The 18,802-nt window shown below is 69.7% G+C and carries 16 protein-coding genes; 3 read left to right on the top strand and 13 right to left on the bottom strand.

Annotation, left to right across the window (positions count from 1 at the left end; genetic code table 11):
• Window positions 1–5 precede the first annotated feature (5 nt).
• Window positions 6–1,532 carry an ABC transporter substrate-binding protein gene (locus tag EV139_RS02565; RefSeq protein WP_130452727.1) on the top strand — a complete coding sequence of 509 codons (1,527 nt, stop codon included), beginning with the start codon at window positions 6–8 and terminating at the stop codon, window positions 1,530–1,532.
• 70 nt (window positions 1,533–1,602) lie between these two features.
• On the opposite strand, the gene EV139_RS02570 is transcribed toward EV139_RS02565, so the two are convergent.
• From EV139_RS02570 to EV139_RS02580, 3 genes are all read right to left on the bottom strand, one after another.
• Complete coding sequence (locus EV139_RS02570; protein WP_130452728.1) at window positions 1,603–1,917, bottom strand: EthD family reductase; 315 nt, start codon at window positions 1,915–1,917, stop codon at window positions 1,603–1,605.
• 5 nt (window positions 1,918–1,922) lie between these two features.
• Entirely contained in the window at window positions 1,923–3,569 is a 1,647-nt protein-coding gene (locus tag EV139_RS02575) for an amidohydrolase (protein ID WP_130452729.1), read from the bottom strand.
• A gap of 72 nt (window positions 3,570–3,641) precedes the next feature.
• A complete protein-coding gene (locus EV139_RS02580) occupies window positions 3,642–5,720 on the bottom strand; it encodes a primary-amine oxidase (protein WP_130452730.1) in 2,079 nt (692 codons plus the stop codon).
• A gap of 218 nt (window positions 5,721–5,938) precedes the next feature.
• Here EV139_RS02580 and EV139_RS02585 point away from each other — a divergent pair, with 218 nt between their 5' ends.
• Complete coding sequence (locus EV139_RS02585) at window positions 5,939–6,766, top strand: SDR family NAD(P)-dependent oxidoreductase (RefSeq protein WP_130452731.1); 828 nt, start codon at window positions 5,939–5,941, stop codon at window positions 6,764–6,766.
• A 44-nt stretch (window positions 6,767–6,810) separates the two neighbouring features.
• Here the strand turns inward: EV139_RS02585 and EV139_RS02590 are convergent, their stop codons facing one another.
• From EV139_RS02590 to EV139_RS02630, 9 genes are all read right to left on the bottom strand, one after another.
• Window positions 6,811–7,620, bottom strand: coding sequence for a glucose 1-dehydrogenase (locus EV139_RS02590; protein ID WP_130452732.1), 810 nt, complete (start codon window positions 7,618–7,620; stop codon window positions 6,811–6,813).
• 176 nt (window positions 7,621–7,796) lie between these two features.
• Window positions 7,797–8,492, bottom strand: coding sequence for an ABC transporter ATP-binding protein (locus EV139_RS02595; protein ID WP_130452733.1), 696 nt, complete (start codon window positions 8,490–8,492; stop codon window positions 7,797–7,799).
• Window positions 8,489–10,261, bottom strand: coding sequence for a branched-chain amino acid ABC transporter ATP-binding protein/permease (locus tag EV139_RS02600; RefSeq protein ID WP_130452734.1), 1,773 nt, complete (start codon window positions 10,259–10,261; stop codon window positions 8,489–8,491). The genes EV139_RS02595 and EV139_RS02600 overlap by 4 nt, the downstream gene beginning before the upstream one ends.
• Window positions 10,248–11,123, bottom strand: a complete 876-nt coding sequence (locus tag EV139_RS02605) for a branched-chain amino acid ABC transporter permease (protein WP_130452735.1) — start codon at window positions 11,121–11,123, stop codon at window positions 10,248–10,250. The genes EV139_RS02600 and EV139_RS02605 overlap by 14 nt, the downstream gene beginning before the upstream one ends.
• Before the next feature lie 136 nt (window positions 11,124–11,259).
• Complete coding sequence (locus tag EV139_RS02610; protein WP_130452736.1) at window positions 11,260–12,444, bottom strand: ABC transporter substrate-binding protein; 1,185 nt, start codon at window positions 12,442–12,444, stop codon at window positions 11,260–11,262.
• 86 nt (window positions 12,445–12,530) lie between these two features.
• Entirely contained in the window at window positions 12,531–13,346 is an 816-nt protein-coding gene (locus EV139_RS02615) for a MoaF C-terminal domain-containing protein (RefSeq protein WP_130452737.1), read from the bottom strand.
• Window positions 13,347–13,727: 381 nt separating this feature from the next.
• Window positions 13,728–14,690 carry an AraC-like ligand-binding domain-containing protein gene (locus EV139_RS02620; RefSeq protein ID WP_130452738.1) on the bottom strand — a complete coding sequence of 321 codons (963 nt, stop codon included), beginning with the start codon at window positions 14,688–14,690 and terminating at the stop codon, window positions 13,728–13,730.
• 85 nt (window positions 14,691–14,775) lie between these two features.
• Window positions 14,776–16,044, bottom strand: a complete 1,269-nt coding sequence (locus tag EV139_RS02625) for an aspartate aminotransferase family protein (RefSeq protein ID WP_130452739.1) — start codon at window positions 16,042–16,044, stop codon at window positions 14,776–14,778.
• The gene (locus tag EV139_RS02630; RefSeq protein WP_130452740.1) at window positions 16,041–17,087 is read right to left on the bottom strand and encodes a phosphotransferase enzyme family protein; all 1,047 of its coding nucleotides are present in this window, start codon (window positions 17,085–17,087) and stop codon (window positions 16,041–16,043) included. The genes EV139_RS02625 and EV139_RS02630 overlap by 4 nt, the downstream gene beginning before the upstream one ends.
• Window positions 17,088–17,205: 118 nt before the next feature.
• Here EV139_RS02630 and EV139_RS02635 point away from each other — a divergent pair, with 118 nt between their 5' ends.
• On the top strand, window positions 17,206–17,817 hold the full coding sequence (locus EV139_RS02635) for a TetR/AcrR family transcriptional regulator (protein ID WP_130452741.1): 612 nt from the start codon (window positions 17,206–17,208) through the stop codon (window positions 17,815–17,817).
• Window positions 17,818–17,954: 137 nt separating this feature from the next.
• Here the strand turns inward: EV139_RS02635 and EV139_RS02640 are convergent, their stop codons facing one another.
• Complete coding sequence (locus EV139_RS02640; protein ID WP_237465825.1) at window positions 17,955–18,710, bottom strand: TetR/AcrR family transcriptional regulator; 756 nt, start codon at window positions 18,708–18,710, stop codon at window positions 17,955–17,957.
• Between the last annotated feature and the right edge of the window lie 92 nt (window positions 18,711–18,802).

The following is an 18,802-nucleotide window of genomic DNA, read 5'->3' on the forward strand; positions in this document are numbered from 1 at the left end:
CACTCATGAAACGACAGACCCTCGCGGTCACGGGGCTCGCCACGGCGGCGCTGCTCCTGACTGCGTGCGCCGGGGGCGCGCCGGCCCCGACCTCGGGCGGCGACGCCGCGCCGACCGAACTGCGGATCGGCAACTTCATCGATCTCACGTCCTGGGACCCGGCGATCGCGGACATCGGGTTCAACGCCCCGTACCTCTCCGCGGTCTACGATCCACTCGTCGCAATTGACGGGACCGGGGAGCCGCAGCCCGCGCTCGCGACGGACTGGGAGTACTCCGACGATTTCACCCTGCTGACCATGAACCTGCGCAGCGATGCCACGTTCTCCGACGGCGCGGCGTTCGATGCTGAGGCCGCGGTCGCCAACCTCGAATATCTCCGCGCGGGCACCATTTCGCGCGAGGCCTACCTCAACGTTGATCGTGTCACCGCGGTCGACGAAGATACGATCGAGATCCACTTGACGGCGCGAGACGATCGGCTCCTGTACTTCATGGGGCTGGGGCGAAGCTACATGGCGGCACCCGAGGCGATCGCCGCAGGGACTCTGGCAGAAGCGCCCGTAGGTTCCGGACCGTACCTGCTCAGCGCAGACACCGTGCCGGGCTCCGAGTACCGCTTCGAGAAGGTCGCGGATCACTGGGCGGGTGCGCAGTTTCCCTTCGGGAGAGTGAGCGTGCTCCCGATGCAGGATCCGACCGCGCGCAACAACGCCCTCGAGGCTGGCCAGATCGACGTGAGCTACGGCGACGCGACCACCATTGCCATGGCCGAAGACAACGGGTGGAACGTCGCCGCGCAGACCGCGTCCTGGGTGGGCCTGCGCATCAATGATCACACCGGCTCGGTACTGGAGCCGCTCGGTGATGTGCGCGTGCGGCAGGCCCTCAACTACGCGTTCGATGGTCAGGCCCTGCTCGACAGCGTCGGGGAAGGGCAGGGAACGGCCACAAACCAATTGTTTGCAGCGGGGTTCCCGGGCAACGATCCGAAGCTCGATGACCGGTACGCGCACGACATCGATCGCGCGAAAGCGCTCCTCGCAGAGGCTGGCTATGGCGACGGATTCGCCGTGACCCTTCCGATGGCGCCCCCGTTCCAGCCCTGGCAGCCCGCCGTGGAGCAGGTATTTGGTGACCTCGGCATCACGGTGAGCTGGGATGAGTTCCAGTACGCCGACTACCAATCGAACGCGCCCAACTACCCAATGTTCATCGCGGTGCTTGCCGTTGACTCGAACCCGGCGGCCACGATCGCGCGCCAGCTCACCGTGCCGCAGTGGTACATGCCGTCACCCGACATCGCCGAGTTCCCGAAGCTGCAGGCGCAGGTCGATGCTGCCCTGGCTGCGGCACCCGGGGTCGAGCAGGACGCGGAGATCCGCACGCTCAACGAGTTGGTGACCGAGGACGCCTGGCACGTGGTCTGGTATCAGTCGGACAACATCTATGTGAGCGTCCCGGGCGTGACGGTTGAACCCGTCACCGGAATGATGTTCCCGGCGCTGCGTCAGATTCAGCCGGAGAGCTAGCTCCCGAGCGAGCGCGCGGTGGGGTGCACGGGTCTCGGCTCCCGTGCACCCCACCGCGCGCTCGAACCGGTTACCCGGGGACCGGGACGCTGGTGGTCGGGAACGTGAGCACCGTCGCGCCGCCGCTCGCGTAGTTTGGCACGTCGGCCTCGACCGCCCGGCCCTCGGGCGACGCCATGGCCGCGGCGAGCGCGGCGCCGTCCGCGAACGTGGCCCGGAACATCGCGTAATAGGGGCCGGCGCCCGGCTCAGTGATGCCGAGCGCGTAGCTGATATCTTGCACGCCGGGCAGCTTCGCGCAGAGCGGCAGGTGGACACGTTCGTAATACTCCGCGAACGCGGCACGGTCGGTGGGCTCTGGGTAGAGCACGAGGAGAGTATGCACGATCGCTACTCCGTTTCTGCCGCGTAGACGCGGCGGCCGGCGAACCAGGTCTCGGCGACCGCGGTCTGCACCAGCTCGGTCTCCGGGTGCGCGAACGGGTCGCGGGTGAGGCGCACAAAGTCAGCGGACTTCCCCACGGTGAGCGAGCCGGTGACATCGGCGAGGCCCATCGCTTCGGCCCCGCCGATTGTGAACGCCGCGATCGCCTCCGCGAGACTGATCGCCTGCTCGGGCCACAGCGTGCCGGGGTAGGCGCCGCTCGGGTCCGCGCGAGTGACGAGGCCGTGGATGCCCTCCCACGCGTTCGGGGACGGGGAGACGGGCCAGTCGGAGCCGCCGGCGACGATCGCACCGGCGTCGAGCAGCGAGCGGTTCGGCTGCATCTGGTCGGCGCGCTCGCGGGGGAGCACCTCGCGGATCGCCTCGACGATCGGGCCGGGCACCCAGATGAACGGGGAGATATCCGCAGCAACCCCGAGCGCGGCGAAGCGCGGCACATCGTCCGGGTGTACGAACTGGCCGTGCGCCACCTGATAGCGGGTCTCGGTGAAGCCCTCCCCGCGGATCACCTCGACGGCGTTGAGTACAGCGTGCACCGACGCATCGCCCGTGCAGTGGATCTTCGCGGAGAGGCCCCGTTCCGCGACGCGACGCAGCCACTCGGTGAGCTCCGCCGGGTCGAGCAGCGTGGCGCCGTGGAAGTGATCCCCGTGCACGTCGTCCGGGAGGTACGGTTCGATGAACGCTCCGGTCCGGGTGGGCGGCACGCCGTCGAGAAAGATCTTCACGAAGTCTGGGCGATGGTGCTCGGTGCGGAAGCGCTCGCCGTCGAAAACGAGCTCGTCGCCGATCACTGAGTTGCCGAAGATCTCGTCGTTGACGAGCATCGACGTCACCACCCACGCGTCGAGCTCGCCGTCGGCGTCGAGCGCCCGCAGCGCCTCGAGCGTCGGCGTGGACACTCCGGCGTCCTGGAACGCGGTCACACCGAAGGAGCTGAGGATCGAGACCCCGCGCTTGGAGGCCGCGCGATCCTGGGCGGGGGAGAGCCCACCCACCTCGCGCTGGGCCTGCGCCACGGGGATGCCAGCGGCTTCGAGGAGCACCCCGGTGGGGCGGCCGTCGGCGTCGAGTACCACGCCCGGCTGCCCGGCGGCGACCCCGGCGATCTCGAGGGCGCGGGTGTTCACCCACCGGTTGTGGTGCGAGTCATCGGAGAGCATCACCGGGCGGCCGCCGGCAGCCTCGTCGAGCTGCGCCAGCGCGGCGGCGGAGTTGATCTCGCCGAGGCGATCGCTCGCCCACGGTCCGCCGACGATCCAGGCGTCGGCGGGGAGCGTGGCTGCGTGGTCGCGCACGGCGGCGGCGATGGCGTCGAGGTGCGCGCCGAGCGGAATTCGCAGTTCGAAGAGCTCCTCCTGGCCGGCGATCGCGTGGTGGTTGTGCACGTCGACGAGGCCGGGCATGACGAACGCGCCGTCGAGCTCACGCACCTCGGTGTCGGGTGTCGCGAGCGCCGCGATCTCCGCGGCGGCGCCGACCGCGACGATGCGGCCGCCCGAGACGGCGAGTGCCTCGGCCCACGGTTGTGCCGGGTCGACGGTGTAGATGCGGCCGCCCGTGAGAATCAGCTCGGGTGCGGGGTGGGTCATCGGTGACTCCAATCGGTGAGAGTGGTGGCCCGGGCCGAGGTCGGTCCGGGCCGTGGCATGGTGAAACTCCGGCTAGGGGCGCGGCTTGCCGCAACCGCACGCATCGTTGCCGCAGCGGCAGGTCTCGCCGGCGCAGCACCCGCAGCCGCCGCCGGTGCAGCACGCACCGCCGCCGTGCGCGCCGCCGCGCGCGTCTTCCGGCAGGTTCATCGCCGGATTCTGATCGAGGAAGCCGTGCGGTTTGAACCAGAACCCCGAGTAGTCGACCGGCATGATCGGCCAGTCCTCGGTGCGGGGAATGTGGGTGGGGCCGAACACGTGCCACAGCACGATGTCCTCGCCGTCGAGGCTGCGGTCGGCGCGCGTCCACTCGGGGAGTCCCTGCCCCGGCGCCTGCGCGTTCGGGGTAAAACCTGCCGGGTACAGCTGCTCCGGATCGTACTGCGTACCCCAGAGGTGCTTGGTGGCGAACGCTGCCCGACCGTGCACGGTCGACTCCGGCTGCGCGGCGAGCAACGCCTTCCCCTCGGGGACGAGCCAGTACGCGGTGGGCTTGCCCACGTAGTTGGTGCGGTGTGCCGATCGCACCTCCCACACCCGGCCGGTCAGCCCGTTCGCGACCCGCTGAGCCCCCAGCTCGCTCGTCAGCTGCGTCTCCGACCAGGTGAACGCGTTGCCGTACGGGTTCTCTGGGCCGATCGGGATGCCCACCGCCTCGATCTCGTGGAGGGTGTTGTCCTCGCCGTCGATCGCGGCATCGATGCGCGCGCAGAACAGGTGCTGGTGCACGGGCGTGAAGATGCCGGGCGCGATCTCGGGGGCGTGCGGGTTCGTGGAGCCCGGGATTCCGGCTCCGGCGAACACGATTCCAGTGGCCTTCGCCTCGACCTGGATCGAACCGTCGAGGTAGAAGTACCAGAAGAAGCCGTAGTCGTAGTTGCCGATCGTTGAGAAGTAACTCACCACGAGGCGGCGGCTGCGGCGGGTCTCAGCGTGGCCGTCGAGGTCGGTGTGCTTCCAGAGAATCCCGTAGTCCTCCTCGTGCATGCAGATCGCCTGCGGGATCTTCACGGGGTTGCCGTGGTCGTCTGGCACGAACGCGTCGAAGTAGTGGATCACGCCGAGGCAGTCGCAACCGAGCGCGAGCGAGTTCGCGTTCTTGCCGAGCAGATACTCGCCGGCGTCGAAGTAGCTGATCCAGTACCGGCTCACGGAGGTGTCGCCGTAGGGCACCACCATTTCGGGCACGCTCGCGCGATGCGCCACACTGCGGTCCTCGTCGCCGTCGCGGAAGCTGATCTGGTTGAGCACCAGCCCCTCCTGTTGCGTGAAACCGACGCGGAATTTCCAGTTCTCCCACTGGACGAGGCTGCCGTCGACGGAGAACGACGGCCCCTCCGGTTGCGTGATTACGATCGGTTTCAGGCTGGTCCGCGCTGGCCCCTGCGCGGCGAGGCCGTAGTTGCCGTGCTGTTCAGGAACGGGCACGTCGCCCTCGTCATCGATTCGGATCACGCGGCGCGCGGTGAGGTCGACGTGCACCACCAGGCCCTCGACCGGGTGTGCCCACGGGCTGTCCTGCTCGCTGAAGCGTAGATAGGTGTGCGAGCGGATCAGGCGGCGGCCAATCTCCTCCTCGCGACCGAAAAAGCCGGGCGCGAGCGGCGAGCAGAACGCGAGCTCCATGTGGTCGGCGAGCCCGCGCCGGCGCATGGCCGCCTGCCACTCGGGCGAGGCCTTCACGATCGCCGCCGCGTCGTCGTACTCCTCGAACAGGTATTGGGGCTGACCGTACGGCTCGGTCGCGGTCGGCAGCTCGCGCAGCGAATCGATCTCCCCGCGTGAGACCGACACGTGTGCCTCGCGCGCCACTCCCGTCACGCGGTCCAGCAGCGTCACCCTGATCCTGCGGTCGAGCGGGTCGCCCGCGCGCCAGGCGGCGAGCGCCGGCTTCGGCGGGTCGAGTGGCAGCATGCGCGGCACGCGCGTGTCGGCGGTGAGGTGGCCGGCCTCGGCAAGGATCAGCCGGGCGGCGGCGATCTCCTCGCCGGTGAGCGGGTCGAGCGGGTGCTCGGGGGTGCCGGGTGTCGTGACGCGCGCGCCGTGCGTGTGGGTGGCGTCCGGCCGGTGGCCGGGGTCCGTGATCGTCATGACATCATCCTCGATTTCTGCGCCTCGCGTGAGCGAGAGTGCGGCTTCGGAACTCTCCACTCTCAGTATCCCAAGCGAGTCTCCACGCACGTTGACCGTGCGCGCTCCGGTGTTGACCCAGCGGGCCCGATCCGCGCTGAGCGCCGCGTTCCCGAGGATGATGGGGGTGCCAGCGCGAAGCGGCGCGGCGCGAATCACTCGTGAAAGGACCACACAGCATGGACAAGGACAGCGGAGTTCAGGGACGGGTCGTCGTGATCACCGGCGGCGGCACCGGGATCGGTGCGGCGGTCGCTGAGCGGTATGCGGCGGATGGCGCCACCGTGGTGGTGGTGGGGCGGCGCGCTGAGCCGCTCGAAGCGGTCGCCGCGCGCACGGGCGCAACCACGGTGGTCGCAGACGCCGCCGACGGGGCGTCGGCGCGCGCCGCGGTCGCGCGGATCGTTGCGGACTTCGGCGGCATCGACGTGCTGATCCTCAACGCCGGCGGGCACGGCTTTGCGCCGGTCGGGGAGACGAGCGACGAGGACTGGGCGAGCGCGATCACGGCGAACCTGTCGACCGGCTTCGTGATGGCCCGCGAGGCGCTTCCGGCACTGCTGGCGCGCGCCGGCGAGTCCGGGGGCAGCGAGATCGTGCTCGTGTCGTCGCTCGCCGGCCTCTTCGCCGGCCCCTCGGTCGCCGGGTACACGGTGGGGAAGCACGCGCTCATCGGGCTGACGCGCAGCCTTGCGCGCGACTACAGTCGGCGCGGGGTGCGCGTGAACGCGGTCTGTCCCGGGTGGGTGCGCACGCCGATGGCCGACGCTGAGATGGACGAGTTCGCGGCGCACGCCCCCGAGATTGGTGATCGCGAGGCTGGATACGCCGCGGTGACCCGCGACGTCCCGCTTGGGCGCGCCGCGGAGCCCGCTGAGATCGCCTCGATCGTGCGCTTCCTCGGCTCGCGCGACTCGTCGTACATGACCGGGTCCGTGCTCGTCGCCGACGGCGGCGCGCACATCGTCGACCTGCCGACGCTCGCGTTCGAGCACGCCGGCATGTAGGCCGGGCGGACGCCCGCCCGGCCACTCAGCCCCGGCGTCCCGGGTTACGCCTCGGCGTCCGGTGTGCGGATGCCGAGGCTGAGCGCCGCGCTCAGCTGCACCGGGTCGCCCGCGGCGGATCCGCCGTCGACCATGTACTCGCCGCCCGTGATGTAGCTCGCGTCGTTCGACGCGAGGAACGCCACGAGCGTGGCGACCTCCTCGGCTCTGCCCGCGCGGCCCAGGGCAGCGAACGGGAAGTGGTCTGCTGCGGCACCGAGGTCGCCGATCATCGGCGTGAGGATCGTGCCGGGGTGCACCGAGTTGACGCGCACGCCGAACGGTCCGAGTTCGAGTGCCGCCGAGCGCGTGAGCCCGCGCACCGCGAACTTGCTCGCCGAGTAGGCGGTCGCGTTCGCCTGCCCCTGGATCCCGGCGAGCGACGAGACGTTGATGATCGCCCCGGAGCCGCGCTCGCGCATCGCGGGTGCGACGGCCTGCATGCCGAGGAAGACGCCGCGGACGTTGACGCTGAGGATCTTGTCGAGGCCCTCGACGGTCTCCTCGGAGAGCGGCAGCATCCGAAGGATTCCGGCGTTATTGACGAGCGTGTCGATGCGCCCGTGCGCACTCAGCGTGTGTTCCACGACCCGGGCCCAGTCGTCGGGACTCGACACGTCGTGCGTGACGAAGCTCGCGCGCTCCCCGAGCTCCGCGGCGAGGTGCTCGCCAGCCTCGGCATTGAAATCAGTGATCACGACGGCGGCGGCACCGCGCTCAAGAAAGAGGCGTGCTTCGGCGGCGCCCTGTCCGCCAGCGCCGCCGGTGATGATCGCGACGGCGTCGTGCAACTGGGGGTGTGTGTTCTCGGCCATGGGAGTTCCCTTTCACAGGCCCGCCGGGTTTCGGCCTGAGCCTATGGCTCAATTGTACCCCAGAAAATTGCTTCTGACCTGGGGTATAACCCCAGCGAACTCTGCTACACGCCCGTGGGGCGGGGTGCAGACCGGCCGGTCTGCACCCCGCCCCACGGGCGGGAGCGGCGGGGCAGCTAGCCGCCGAGGTACGCCCGGCGCAGCAGCTCCGGATCGTCCTCGAGCGTCCGCGCGGGCCCTTGCGCGCGGCTCACCCGCCCGCTCGCGACGACCATCGCGTCGTCCGCGATCCCGAGCGCGAGGTGGGTGAACTGCTCCACGAGCAGCACGCCCACGCCCGACGCGGCGATGTCCTGAATAATCGGGAGCAGCCGCATGAACACGACGGGGGCGAGGCCGAGCGACATCTCATCGATGAGCAGGAACCGCGGCCTTGACGCGAACGCCCGCGCGAGCACCACCATCTGCTGCTCGCCGCCCGAGAGCAGGACCGACTGCGCGTCGATCCGTTTTTCGAGCTCGGGAAATGACGCGAGCACCTCGTGCATCGCTGCCTCGGACCCGGCAGTGAGCATGAGGTTTTCCCGCACCGTGAGCGAGGGGAAGATTGCCCGCCCCTGCTCGATGTGCGCGATCCCGAGCCGGGAGCGCTGCACGCGCGTGCGCTTGCCGATCGACTCGCCGTCGACGGCGATGTCACCGCCGGAGTGCTGGATCACGCCAGACACCGACTCGAGCAGACTCGTTTTCCCGGCACCGTTTGGTCCCACAAGCGCGAGGATCTCGCCGGCACGCACGGTGAGCGTCACGTCTGAGATCACCGGGCCCGCGCCGCGACTCACCGTCACGCCGGTCAGTTGCAGTTCACTCATGAGCCAATCTCCGCATCTCCCATGTACGCCGCGATCACGGCGGGGTTGTCGAGCACGTCCTGCTGAGCACCCTGTGCGAGCACCCGACCGAAGTCGAGCACGGTGATCTCGGTGCACACGGTGCGCACGAGGTCGAGGTCGTGCTCGATGATCACGATCGCGGTGTCGAATCGCGACGGGATCCGCGTGAGGCGCTGCCCGAACTGCAGGTGCTCCTCGTGCGACAGCCCGGCGGCCGGCTCGTCGAGGATCAGCACCTTCGGCCCCGAGAGCACGGCCGCGGCAACCTCGATGAGGCGCCGCGTCCCCACGTCGACGTTCGACAGGTGCTCCTCGGGCGGTGGGCAGCCGAGGAACGCGAGTGCCTCCGCGAGCTCGTCGTGATCGAGGCGGCGACGCGCGACGAAGCGCACGTACGCCTCGACGGTGAGCTGCGGCGGCACACGATCCTGTTGGAAGGTGCGGCGCAGTCCGCGGCGGGCCCGCGCGGTCGGCGTAAGCGCCGTGATGTCTTCGCCGTCGAGCAGCACCGAGCCGGTGTGCTGCGGCAGGAAGCCGCTCACGGCGTCGACGAACGTTGACTTCCCGGCGCCGTTGGGGCCGATCAGCCCCATGATCGAGCGGGGGCGCACCTGGAGCGTCACGTCGTCGAGCGCCTTCAGCGTGCCGAACTGGACCCCGAGGCCGCGGACTTCGAGCACGGGGCCGGCGTCCGCGGGCACGGGGAGCGCCGCCTCGGGAACCGCGAATGCGTCGAGCGCGGTGGTCGTCGCATCCTCGGTTGCCGCGGCAGTCGCGGCCACCACGGCCGCCCTGCGCCGTTTCACTCGCGATCTGAACACGCCGCGGATCGCCTCGCCGAGGTTTGAGCCGCTCGTGAGCGCCTGGATACCGAGCAGGCCAAAGACGACGAAGCCCCAGTCCTGCGGGATCCCCCACCGCTTCAGCAGCTCGGGCACGAGCACCCAGAGGATGCCGCCGAAGATCGCCATATCGATGAGGTAGGCGCCGCTCATCACCGCGAGGATGTAGATCGCGAGCGATTGGATGGGGGTAAAGCTCGACGCGTAGGGGATCCCCACCTGGCCGGCGAGGAGTCCGCCGGAGACCCCGCCGAGCGCCGCGCTGACCGCGAACGCCGAGAGCTTTGCGAGCCGCACGCTCTGGCCCACCGCGGCGGTGCCGCGCTCCGAGAACGCGACGGCCTTCCAGCTGCTCCCCACGCGGCTGCGCTGCAGCGCGTACACGCCGAGCGCGCACACCACGAGCACGATCATGCAGAAGAAGAAGTACTCGCGATCGCTTGAAAACAGGCCCGGGCGCGCGACCGAGACCCCGTCGGCCTGGCCCGGGAACTGGGTCTGCACCAGCATGACGTCGAACGCGGCGGCGAAGCCGAGCGTGACGACGGCGAGATTGACGCCGCGCAGGCGCAGGGCGGGCAGACCGATCAGCACACCGGCGATGCCCGCCACGAGGGCGCCCGCGACGAGCCACACGGCGAATCCGCCCGGCGCGTCGTTCACGTTGAGCCAGGCGACCACCCACGCGCCGATCGCGGCGAAGGTGAGCTGACAGAGGGCGATGATGCCGGCGGAGCCGGTGACCACGCCGAGACCGAGCACCGCGATGGTCGCGGTGACCATGCTGACGGCGAGGTAGACGACGTAGCCGGAGAGCCCGACGCTGAGCGCCCAGCCGATGGCGAGGGCGAGTACGGCGACGACGACGGGCGCGAGGGCACGCGCCTTTCGGTTAGCGAGCAGCATCCCACACCTCCTTCCGCTGCGACCAGAGCAGCAGGATCACGATGAACAGGAACGGGATGAAATCGCGCACGAGCGCGAGCTGCTCCACCTGGGCCACGACGCCGTTGATCAGCCCGAGCAGCAGGCCGCCCACCACGGCGAGATCGAGTCGCTTGAAGCCGCCGAGCAGCGCCGCGGCGGCTGCGGGGATGATGAGCATCGAGAGGCTGACCGCGTCGTTCGACTGGGTTGGCGCGATGATGAGCACGGTGATTGCGCCGATTGCGCCGGTGACCGCCCACACGCCGATCGACAGCGGCTTGGAGGCGATACCGATGAGCTCGGCCGTCGTCGGCCGGTCGGACAGCGCGCGGAGCTTGGTGCCGACCGTTGTCTTGCGCAGCAGTACCGCAGCAGCGAACGCGACGATGACCGCGAGGCTCACGGTTGCGACCGTGACCCAGCTCACGACGACGCCGGCGACGGAGAACGCCGGGCCGTTGAGGATCGGCGTGAACGGCTTCGGCTTGTTGCCGAACAGGATGTATGACAGCGACATGAGGAGGAGGAACGGGGCGACAGTCATCGCGGAGCGGGTCGACAGATCCGCCTCCGAGAGCCAGGTCGCCGCGATCCACCCGATGAGTGCGCTGAGCAGGGATCCGACGAGCACGCCGGCCACGGTGGCGAGCCACACGGGGAGCCCCAGCGAACTGGCGAACCAGACGGAGATGAACGCGGCGAACATGCCGGTGGCCGCCTGCGCGAAGTTGACCACGCGCACGAGCCGTGACATGAGGGTGAGGGTGACCGCGAAGACCGCGTAGACACCGCCGGCGGCGAGGCCGGAGAGGGCACCCTGGAGGAGCGCGCCGCCGTTCACGGGCGAGTCTCCCGCCCGTGCGGGAAAGTGTGATGAGTGTGCATGGGGTCCTTCGGGTCGAGCAACGGTGACGGAATCGTCGCGCCCGCCCGGACAGGAGACGGTTGCTCCTGCCCGGACGGGCGCGACGCGCAGGCTAGCTGGCGGGGATGGTCAGCCAATCGTCGGCCGACTTCTCCCAGGCTCCGGTGCCCGACTTGAGCACGACGGGCCAGCCGCCCGGCTCGAAGTCCTGGGCCGCGATCTTGTCGAACTCGTAGGGGAAGGCGATCATGTCGTTGTCGATGGGGGACATGCTCGACAGGGCCTCGTTGAGGCTGTCGCGGGTGATGTCGCCCTCGATCGACTGCAGTACCTCGACCATGAACGTCGCGGCCAGGTAGCCGCCCTGACTGAACGAGGTGAGCGTGATGTCGTTCTCCTCCATCAGCGACTTCCAGTCGGCGTTGATCTCGTTGTCCTCGGTAAAGGGGTAGAACTCGGCCGGAACGTTGACGCCGGCTCCGGCGTTGTCAACCGCGGCGGCGAAGCTCTCGCTGTAGGTGGAGGTGAGGAAGAGGAAGGTCACGTCGTCCCAGCCCTGCTGGTTTGCGGCCTTGATCTGGCCGATCGCGTCGGGCTCGACCGCGTTGCTCACGATCGCATCGCAGCCGGCCTCCTTCGCCTTCACCACGTACGGCGTGTAGTCAGAGCCGCCGTAGGGGACCGTGTCGTCGATGAGCGTCGGTTCCTTCCCTGTGATGGTGCTCCAGCGCTCAACCGCGGCCGCGTACGCCGGGCCGGTCGAGCCGATCACGCTCGTGAACACGCACAGGCTCTCGAGCCCCAGCTCCTCCGAGCCGTACAGCATCGTGAGCGTGGTGTCGTTGAACGGGCCGATGTTCACGGGGGCGACGTTCGGCGAGTTGAAGCAGCCCGGGTCCACGCCAATGCCCTGGATCGAGCGCACGCCCTCCTGCTCGTAGTACTTTGCGTTGATCTCGCAGTCGAGCAGTGAAGCGCCGCCCACGAGGCCGATCACCTCGTCACTGCCGACCAGCTCGCGGGCCGAGGCGGTCGCGGTTGCCGGATCGGCCTTGTCGTCCATCGCCTTGTACTCGATCTGACGGCCGTTGATGCCGCCGTCGGCGTTGACCTTGTCGAACACCGCGGCGGCCGCCTGGGACGCCTCGGGGAACGTCGCCGCGCCGCTGATCGTGTTCACAGAGCCGAGCTTGATGGGGGCGGAATCGCCGCCAGCGTCTGCGCCGCCGGCGCAACCGCTGAGGACGAGGGCTGCCGCCGCGGTGAGCGCCGCGGCGCGTGCAATGCGGAGTTTCATGGGTGGTCCTTTCGAAAGGGTGAGAAAAGGATGGTGAAGCGGGATGGGGCGTGAAGTGTGAGGAGGCGAGGCGGGTGCACCGCGCCCTACACCGGCTGGACGTCCGGGTACGTGACGGAACCGATGGGGTAGATGTGGCCGCCGGCGCGCGAGTGCTCAGCAGCGCCGTCCCCGGCGATGCCCAGGAACGCGCCGGTGGTGCGCAGCTGGTAGCCAAGATCGTGCAGCCAGACGCTGGCGACCGCGATCCGGAACTCGCGGAAGCAGAACAGGTACAGGCCGTCGGCGAACTTCCAGACCGTCGAGAGGTCAGTGTCGCCGTGGCCACGCTGCACGCCCTGCACGCACTGCCAGGCGTAGCGCTCGCTCGACATGTAGACGTGCTCGTAGAGGTGGAACGGGCTGTAGCGGTACAGGTTGCGCTTACCGATGAGGTCGCGCGAGGGGGCGGGGACGGCGCCGGTCGGGCTGCCGCCGTCGGTGATCCCAGCCCAGAACGTCTGGCCCACGCGCGGCTCGGTGCCCGCGTCCTCGGGGCCGATGAGTGAGCGGGTCACGAGCGCGCGGTGCGTCGTCTCCGAATACACGATCGTGAGCGCTTCGAGCTCGCGCGAATCGAGCGGGAGGTGCACAAAGACCACGTCATCGCGCACGCGCACCGCGTCGTAGGGGTCGGTGAGCTCGCCCGCCGTGACGATCGCGCCCGTTGCGCTCCAGCGGACGGTGTCCGCGTCGAACGCGAGGGCGAGGCGGGTGTCGTCGTCGAGCGTGAGCGCGATCGTCACGCCCGCGAGCGAGGCGTCAGGAAGCCTGAACGTGTCGATTCCCGCGGCGAACTCGTCGTAACTGCGCCACTCGTTCGGGTCCGCGGGCGTGGTGTCGGCGCTGGGCATCGTCGTCATTGCTGGCACTCCTCTGTGTCCTCGCACTGCGTTGGGCGGAGGGACGGGAGCTGACGGTGGGCCGTGGCCCGCGGGCGTCACTGCCCGTCCTCATCCTGAACTGTACGCAGCGTATAGTTCTCGCGCAGCGGGGAGTGCACGGGCCTGCAGTCACAGACAAGGCTCGTGCTCTGCGGGTCAACGAGTGTCACAGAACGGTTGCGGTGCCGGGGAGCCCGGGGTGGCACAGCGCCGCGCTCGGCGTGCGGGCGCGAGGCGCGAGGTGCGATGGCACGCGGGGCAGTGGAGCGCGCGGGCGCGAGGCGCGAGGTGCGATGGCGCGCGGGGAGGTGGCGCGGTGGGGCGGGGAGCGTGCGGCGGCGCGCGGTGCCGCGGGCGGGGCTAGCTCAGGCGAAGCTCGCTCGGCGAGACGCCGTATGCGGTCTTGAATACCCGGCTGAAGTGCGCGGCGTCGGGGAAACCCCAGCGGCTCGCGATCGCCGAGACCGTGCGGTCGGCGAGCACCGGGTCGAGCAGATCTGCCCGGCACCGTTCGAGGCGGCGCTCCCTGATCCAGGTCGACACCGTGGTCTCTGCCTGGCGGAAGAGCGCGTGCAGGTGCCTGGTCGAGATGTAGTGCGCTGCGGCGATCGACCCGGGCGACAGCTCGGGCGAGGCGAGGTGCTGATCGATGTGCGCCGTGATCTTGTGCAGCAGCATCTGATGCGGGTCGCGCTGCGCGGGGTCTGCGTCGAGGATGCTTGAAAACAGCGTGCCCACGAGGTCGAGGCTCGTGTGCGCGAGTTTGGACCTGACCCGGCCGTCGAGCGGGGTGAGCTGCGCGGGGAACTGCGACAGGAACGCGCTGACCACGGGGGCGAGGCCGCGGTGCTCCCGGCTCAGCGACACCGCGGTGAGCTGCTCGGTGAACGGAATCGGGAGGTCGATGCGATCCTTCGGGAACATCATGATGAGGTTGCGGAACTCCTCGCCGAACAGGAGTGAGTACGGCCGCGACGTGTCGTACACGGAGAGATCGCCCGCGCGCATCACGAGCTCGCGGCCGTCCTGCACGAGGATGCTGCTTCCGGCGAGCAGCAGGCTCACCTTGTAGTACCCGCTGCCGCCGTCCGCGATATTCTCCGGGGTGCGTTCAACCAGGTGGGGGCGCGCGGCGACCTCGGTAAACACCACGTCGTCGGCGTGGGCGGACGCGGTGCGGCCAACGAACGGCTCATCGCGCTCGGTGGTGATCCGCAGCGGCACGAATGAGGAGCTGACGAGGCTGCGGAATTCCGCGAGCCCGTCGGTGTCGCCGCGTCTGGCGGCTCGGCCAGACGTGTTGTGCGGTTCAGCGATCCGCATGCCTCATCACCTCACTGCTCCAGTTGGGCGCTCAGCCCCACCGCGGGACGGGCGCCGTTGCCACTCTTGCCGAGAGACTATACCCTCAAACCTCTGAAAGCGCCTCGGTGAGCGCGTCGAGCAGGATCGGCAGCTCGCTCGCACCGAAGGCGAGCGGGGGCCGCACCTTCAGTACGCTCTCGTCGCGTCCGATGCGGGAGATCAGCACGTGGCGCGCCTTCATTCCCTCCACCACTCGCTTTGCGAGCTGCGGCGCCGGGGCGCCGTCGATCGCGAAGTCGAGGCCGAGGAACATGCCGGTTCCCTTCGCGGCGCGCACGAAGTCGTGACGCTCCGCGAGTTCCCGGAGGTGAGTCTGCGCGACCGCGCCGAGGCTTGCGGCACGGCTCATAAGCTGCTCGGCAGCCATCTCCTGCAGCACCGCCTCGCCGACCGCGGCGGAGACCGGGTTGCCGGCGAACGTGTTGAAGAACTCGTTCCGCGAGCCGAACGCGTCGAGTACCGCCTCGCTCGTGACGACCGCGGACATCGGGTGGCCGTTGCCCATTGGCTTGCCCAGCGTGACCAGGTCTGGGTCCATGCCGACAGCCTCGTGTCCCCACATGTGGCTGCCGGTGCGGCCGAAGCCGCTCTGCACCTCGTCCGCGATGACGAGCCCCCCGGCCGCGCGCACGCGCTGCACGATCCCGGCGGCGAGCCCGGCTGGGACCCGGGGCATTCCCTCGGTTGAAAACAGCGGGTCGAAGAGGCTTGCCGCGATGCCGAAGCCGGCCTCCTGGAGGGAGCCGATCGCGGCGTCGAGCTCGCCGAGGGTCTCTGCGAGCACCTCGGCCTCCGTGCGCTCGTCGCGGTCGAGGTCGGGGATCCGCAGCGCGCGGACGTTCGGAGCGAGCGGCTCCCGGGTCCGCAGGCCCGTGGTGAGCTCAGCGAGAGTGATCGTGGTGCCGTGGTAGCTGTAGTCGGACACGATCATGCCGGTCGCTCCCGTGAGTTGCCGCGCGATCCTGATCGCGAGCTCGTTCGCCTCGGACCCAGAGTTGCCGTAGAGCACGCGGTCGAGCCCTGCACCGAACGTGGCGAGGAGTTGCTCGGAGTACGAGACCACGCGTTCGTTGAGGTAGCGGGTGTGAATGTTGAGGGTCGCCGCCTGCTCCGCGAGCGCCCGCACCACGCGCTCGTTCGCGTGACCCACGTGCGGCACATTGTTGTAGCCGTCGAGGAAGCGCTGGCCCGAGGCCTCGGTGAGCCACACCCCGGAGCCGGAGACGAACTGCAGTGGCTCATCGTAGAAGAGCGGCGAGTACGGGCCGATCGTGCGGTTGCGGCGGGCGATCAGAGCGGCGTTCGTGGTCATTCGGGACTCCCGGGGGTGCGGTGCGCGGACGAAGGGGAAGTGGTGGTCGCGAGAAGGTCGTGCGCGAGCGCGACCACGTGCGGCAGCACCATGGTGGCGTGCCACTCGGCAGTGGGCTCGCCGCGTCGGTCCGCCGCCCATCCGAGGTAGGTGAGGGCGCGGGTGAGGAGCAGGGCCGGAAACACCCGGTGGTCTTCGGGATCGAGCGGGCGCACCGCCTCGTACCCGGCGAACAGCGCTGTGCGATACGCGGCGGCGTGCGGGTGCGGGGTGTAGAAGTACAGCGCGGTCGCGAGGTCGAACAGGTGCCACCCCGCCGCGAAGTCGTCGAAGTCGATGAGCACGAGACCGTCCGGCGTGCGCAGCACGTTCTCCGGAGTGAGGTCCGCGTGGATGGGGCCGAAGCGGTGCGCCGGAGTGCCGTATGTGCTCAGAGTGGACCGGGCGACGCGCATTGCCGCGACGACGGCCTCGCGGTCGGCGCCGGCGAGCTCGGTAAGTCGGAGCGGGTTGCCCCACGCAAAGTTCGGCCCCACGAGCCCCTCGAGATCCCAGTCGTCGCGGGGCACCGACATGGTATAGCCCGAGCGCTCGCTCGCGTCGTGGACGCCGGCGATGAGGCGGCCGAGCTCGGCGAAATCGGCCGGGTCGAGGGTGGCGCTGCCGTCCACCGCCGTGCGCTCGTCACCGAAGTTGCCGTGGTTGTCGAGCCTGTGCTGGAGATCAACCTGGTGCGCCCCTGCGGGGTGGTCCGCGCCCACCACGCAGAAGCCGCGGCCGTCGGCGGCGAGGACGAACCGCGGCACCGCGACCCCCTCGCGGTGCAGCGCGCGGACGAAGTCGAGCTCGCACTCGAGCTCCGCGTCGCTGTGGTAGCCGCGGCGGTGCACGCGGAGCACGTAGTCGGTGCCGTGCGCGGTGAGGCTCAACACGACGTTTTCGCGGTGTTTCAGGAGCGTGAGCTCCGTGTCCGCGGCGATCCCGTACTGGGGGAGTGCCGCGCGGGCGAGCTCGACGGCGGCGGCGAGATCTGCGGCGCTCATGGGAATCCTCTCGGCTGGGCGGTGCGGCCACGGAGGCGCGTCACCACTTTCTATACTCAGAGTATAGAAAGTGAACTTGCGGTACACAAGTGGGCATGCGGTCTCTTAGACTGGGAGGATGACAGCGGAACCGGTCACCCGCCCCCCGAGCCTGCGTGAGCGCCGGCAGGAGCGCACGCGCCACGAGCTCGTCGACGCCGTGCTCGTGGTGATCGGCGAGAGCGGCCTCGACGGGGCCACGATCGAGCGCGTCTCTGCGCAGTCGGGAATCTCCCGCGGCACCGTCTACGCGCACTTCCCCGGTGGGAGAGACGAGCTGCTGCGCGCCGCCTACGCGCGCCTGGGCTCCGAGCTCGTTGAGCGCACTCGGGCCGCGGTTGACGAGTCCGGGGACTGGCGCGGCAGGCTCGTGGCGCACGCGCGCGCGATGTTCGATCTTGCGGCGGATCAGCACCTCGGGCACTTCTTCAACGTGTCGGGACCCACCCTGATCAGTGACGGTGCTGAGCGCGGGATCGGCTCCGGCGCGAGCGCGCTGATGATCGAGGCCGACCTGCGCGCGGCGCAGCTCCGAGGTGAGGTATCGGCCGACGTCGACCCCGCGGCGACCGCGACCCTGCTCGTTGGCGCGCTCCGCGAGGCCGCGATCCGAGTGGCGGCCGGCGGGAGCGACGCCGAGCGGGCCTACGCGGCATTCGCGCGGCTCGCTGACGGGCTCGCTGCGCACTGAGGGGAGCGCCTGCGTCGCGTGCGTGACCGCGTCGACCCCGCGTGCGTGACCGCGTCGACCCCGCGTGCGTGACCGCGTCGACCCCGCGTGCCCCCGGCGCCCGTGCCCGCGTCTGTGCCCGCGCCCGCGGCCGGGGGCTACTCCGGCGCGGTGCGCGTCGCCAGCCCCTCGGCGGCGGCGCGCTCGGCAGCGGCGCGCTCTGCGGCGGCGCGCTCGGCTGAATCGAGCAGCGTTTCAACGCCGAGCATGTAGGTCTCGCGATCCTCGAGCTCGGCAAGCTGGGCCGAGAATCGAGCGATCTGCGGGTACGCGCGCGGGTCGGCGAGGATCGGGCCATCGAGCCAGGCAGTGCTCTCGCCGGGCCCCTCGGTGTCGCCGCTCTCGATGCGGGCCCGCGCGATTCCGGAGGCGGTCGAGAGGATGTATGAGGAGAGGAGCGCGTAGTGGCGCACCACGTCGTCGGGCGCGAGGCCAGCGTGCTCGAGTGCGTCGAGCAGGAGTTCGATCGCCGCGAGCTCGCCGGGGCCGTGTGTAGTGAGCACCATTGACTCCGCGGCGATCGACGGGTGCGCGCAGTATTCGATGAGCGTGGCGTCGGCGAGCTGCTGTACGCGGAGCCGCCACTCGTGCGGGGCCGCGGTGATTCGCGCGAGCGAGCGCAGGTGGACCTCGTCGAGGAGCGCCTCCATGAGGTGGCCCTTGCTGCGGAAGTGGCGGTAGATCGCCGAGGGGTCGACGCCGAGGCGCAGGCCGAGCGCTTTTGCGGAGAACTCGTTTGAGCGGGTCTCGGCGGCGATTTCGAGTCCCGTGCTCACGATGACCGCGGTGTCGAGTCGCACCTTGCGCGCGCCGGCGCGGCGGCGTACCGGCTCGGCGGTGGGTGTCGTGGTCATGTGGCTCCTCTCCGGACCCAGCGTATTGCATCGGGCGCGGGGCCAAGTTCATCACTTTGACAAATGCTTTGTCAAAGGCTTTGACAAATGCG

The organism is Leucobacter luti (assembly GCF_004217175.1).
GTDB classification, from domain to species: Bacteria; Actinomycetota; Actinomycetes; order Actinomycetales; family Microbacteriaceae; genus Leucobacter; species Leucobacter luti.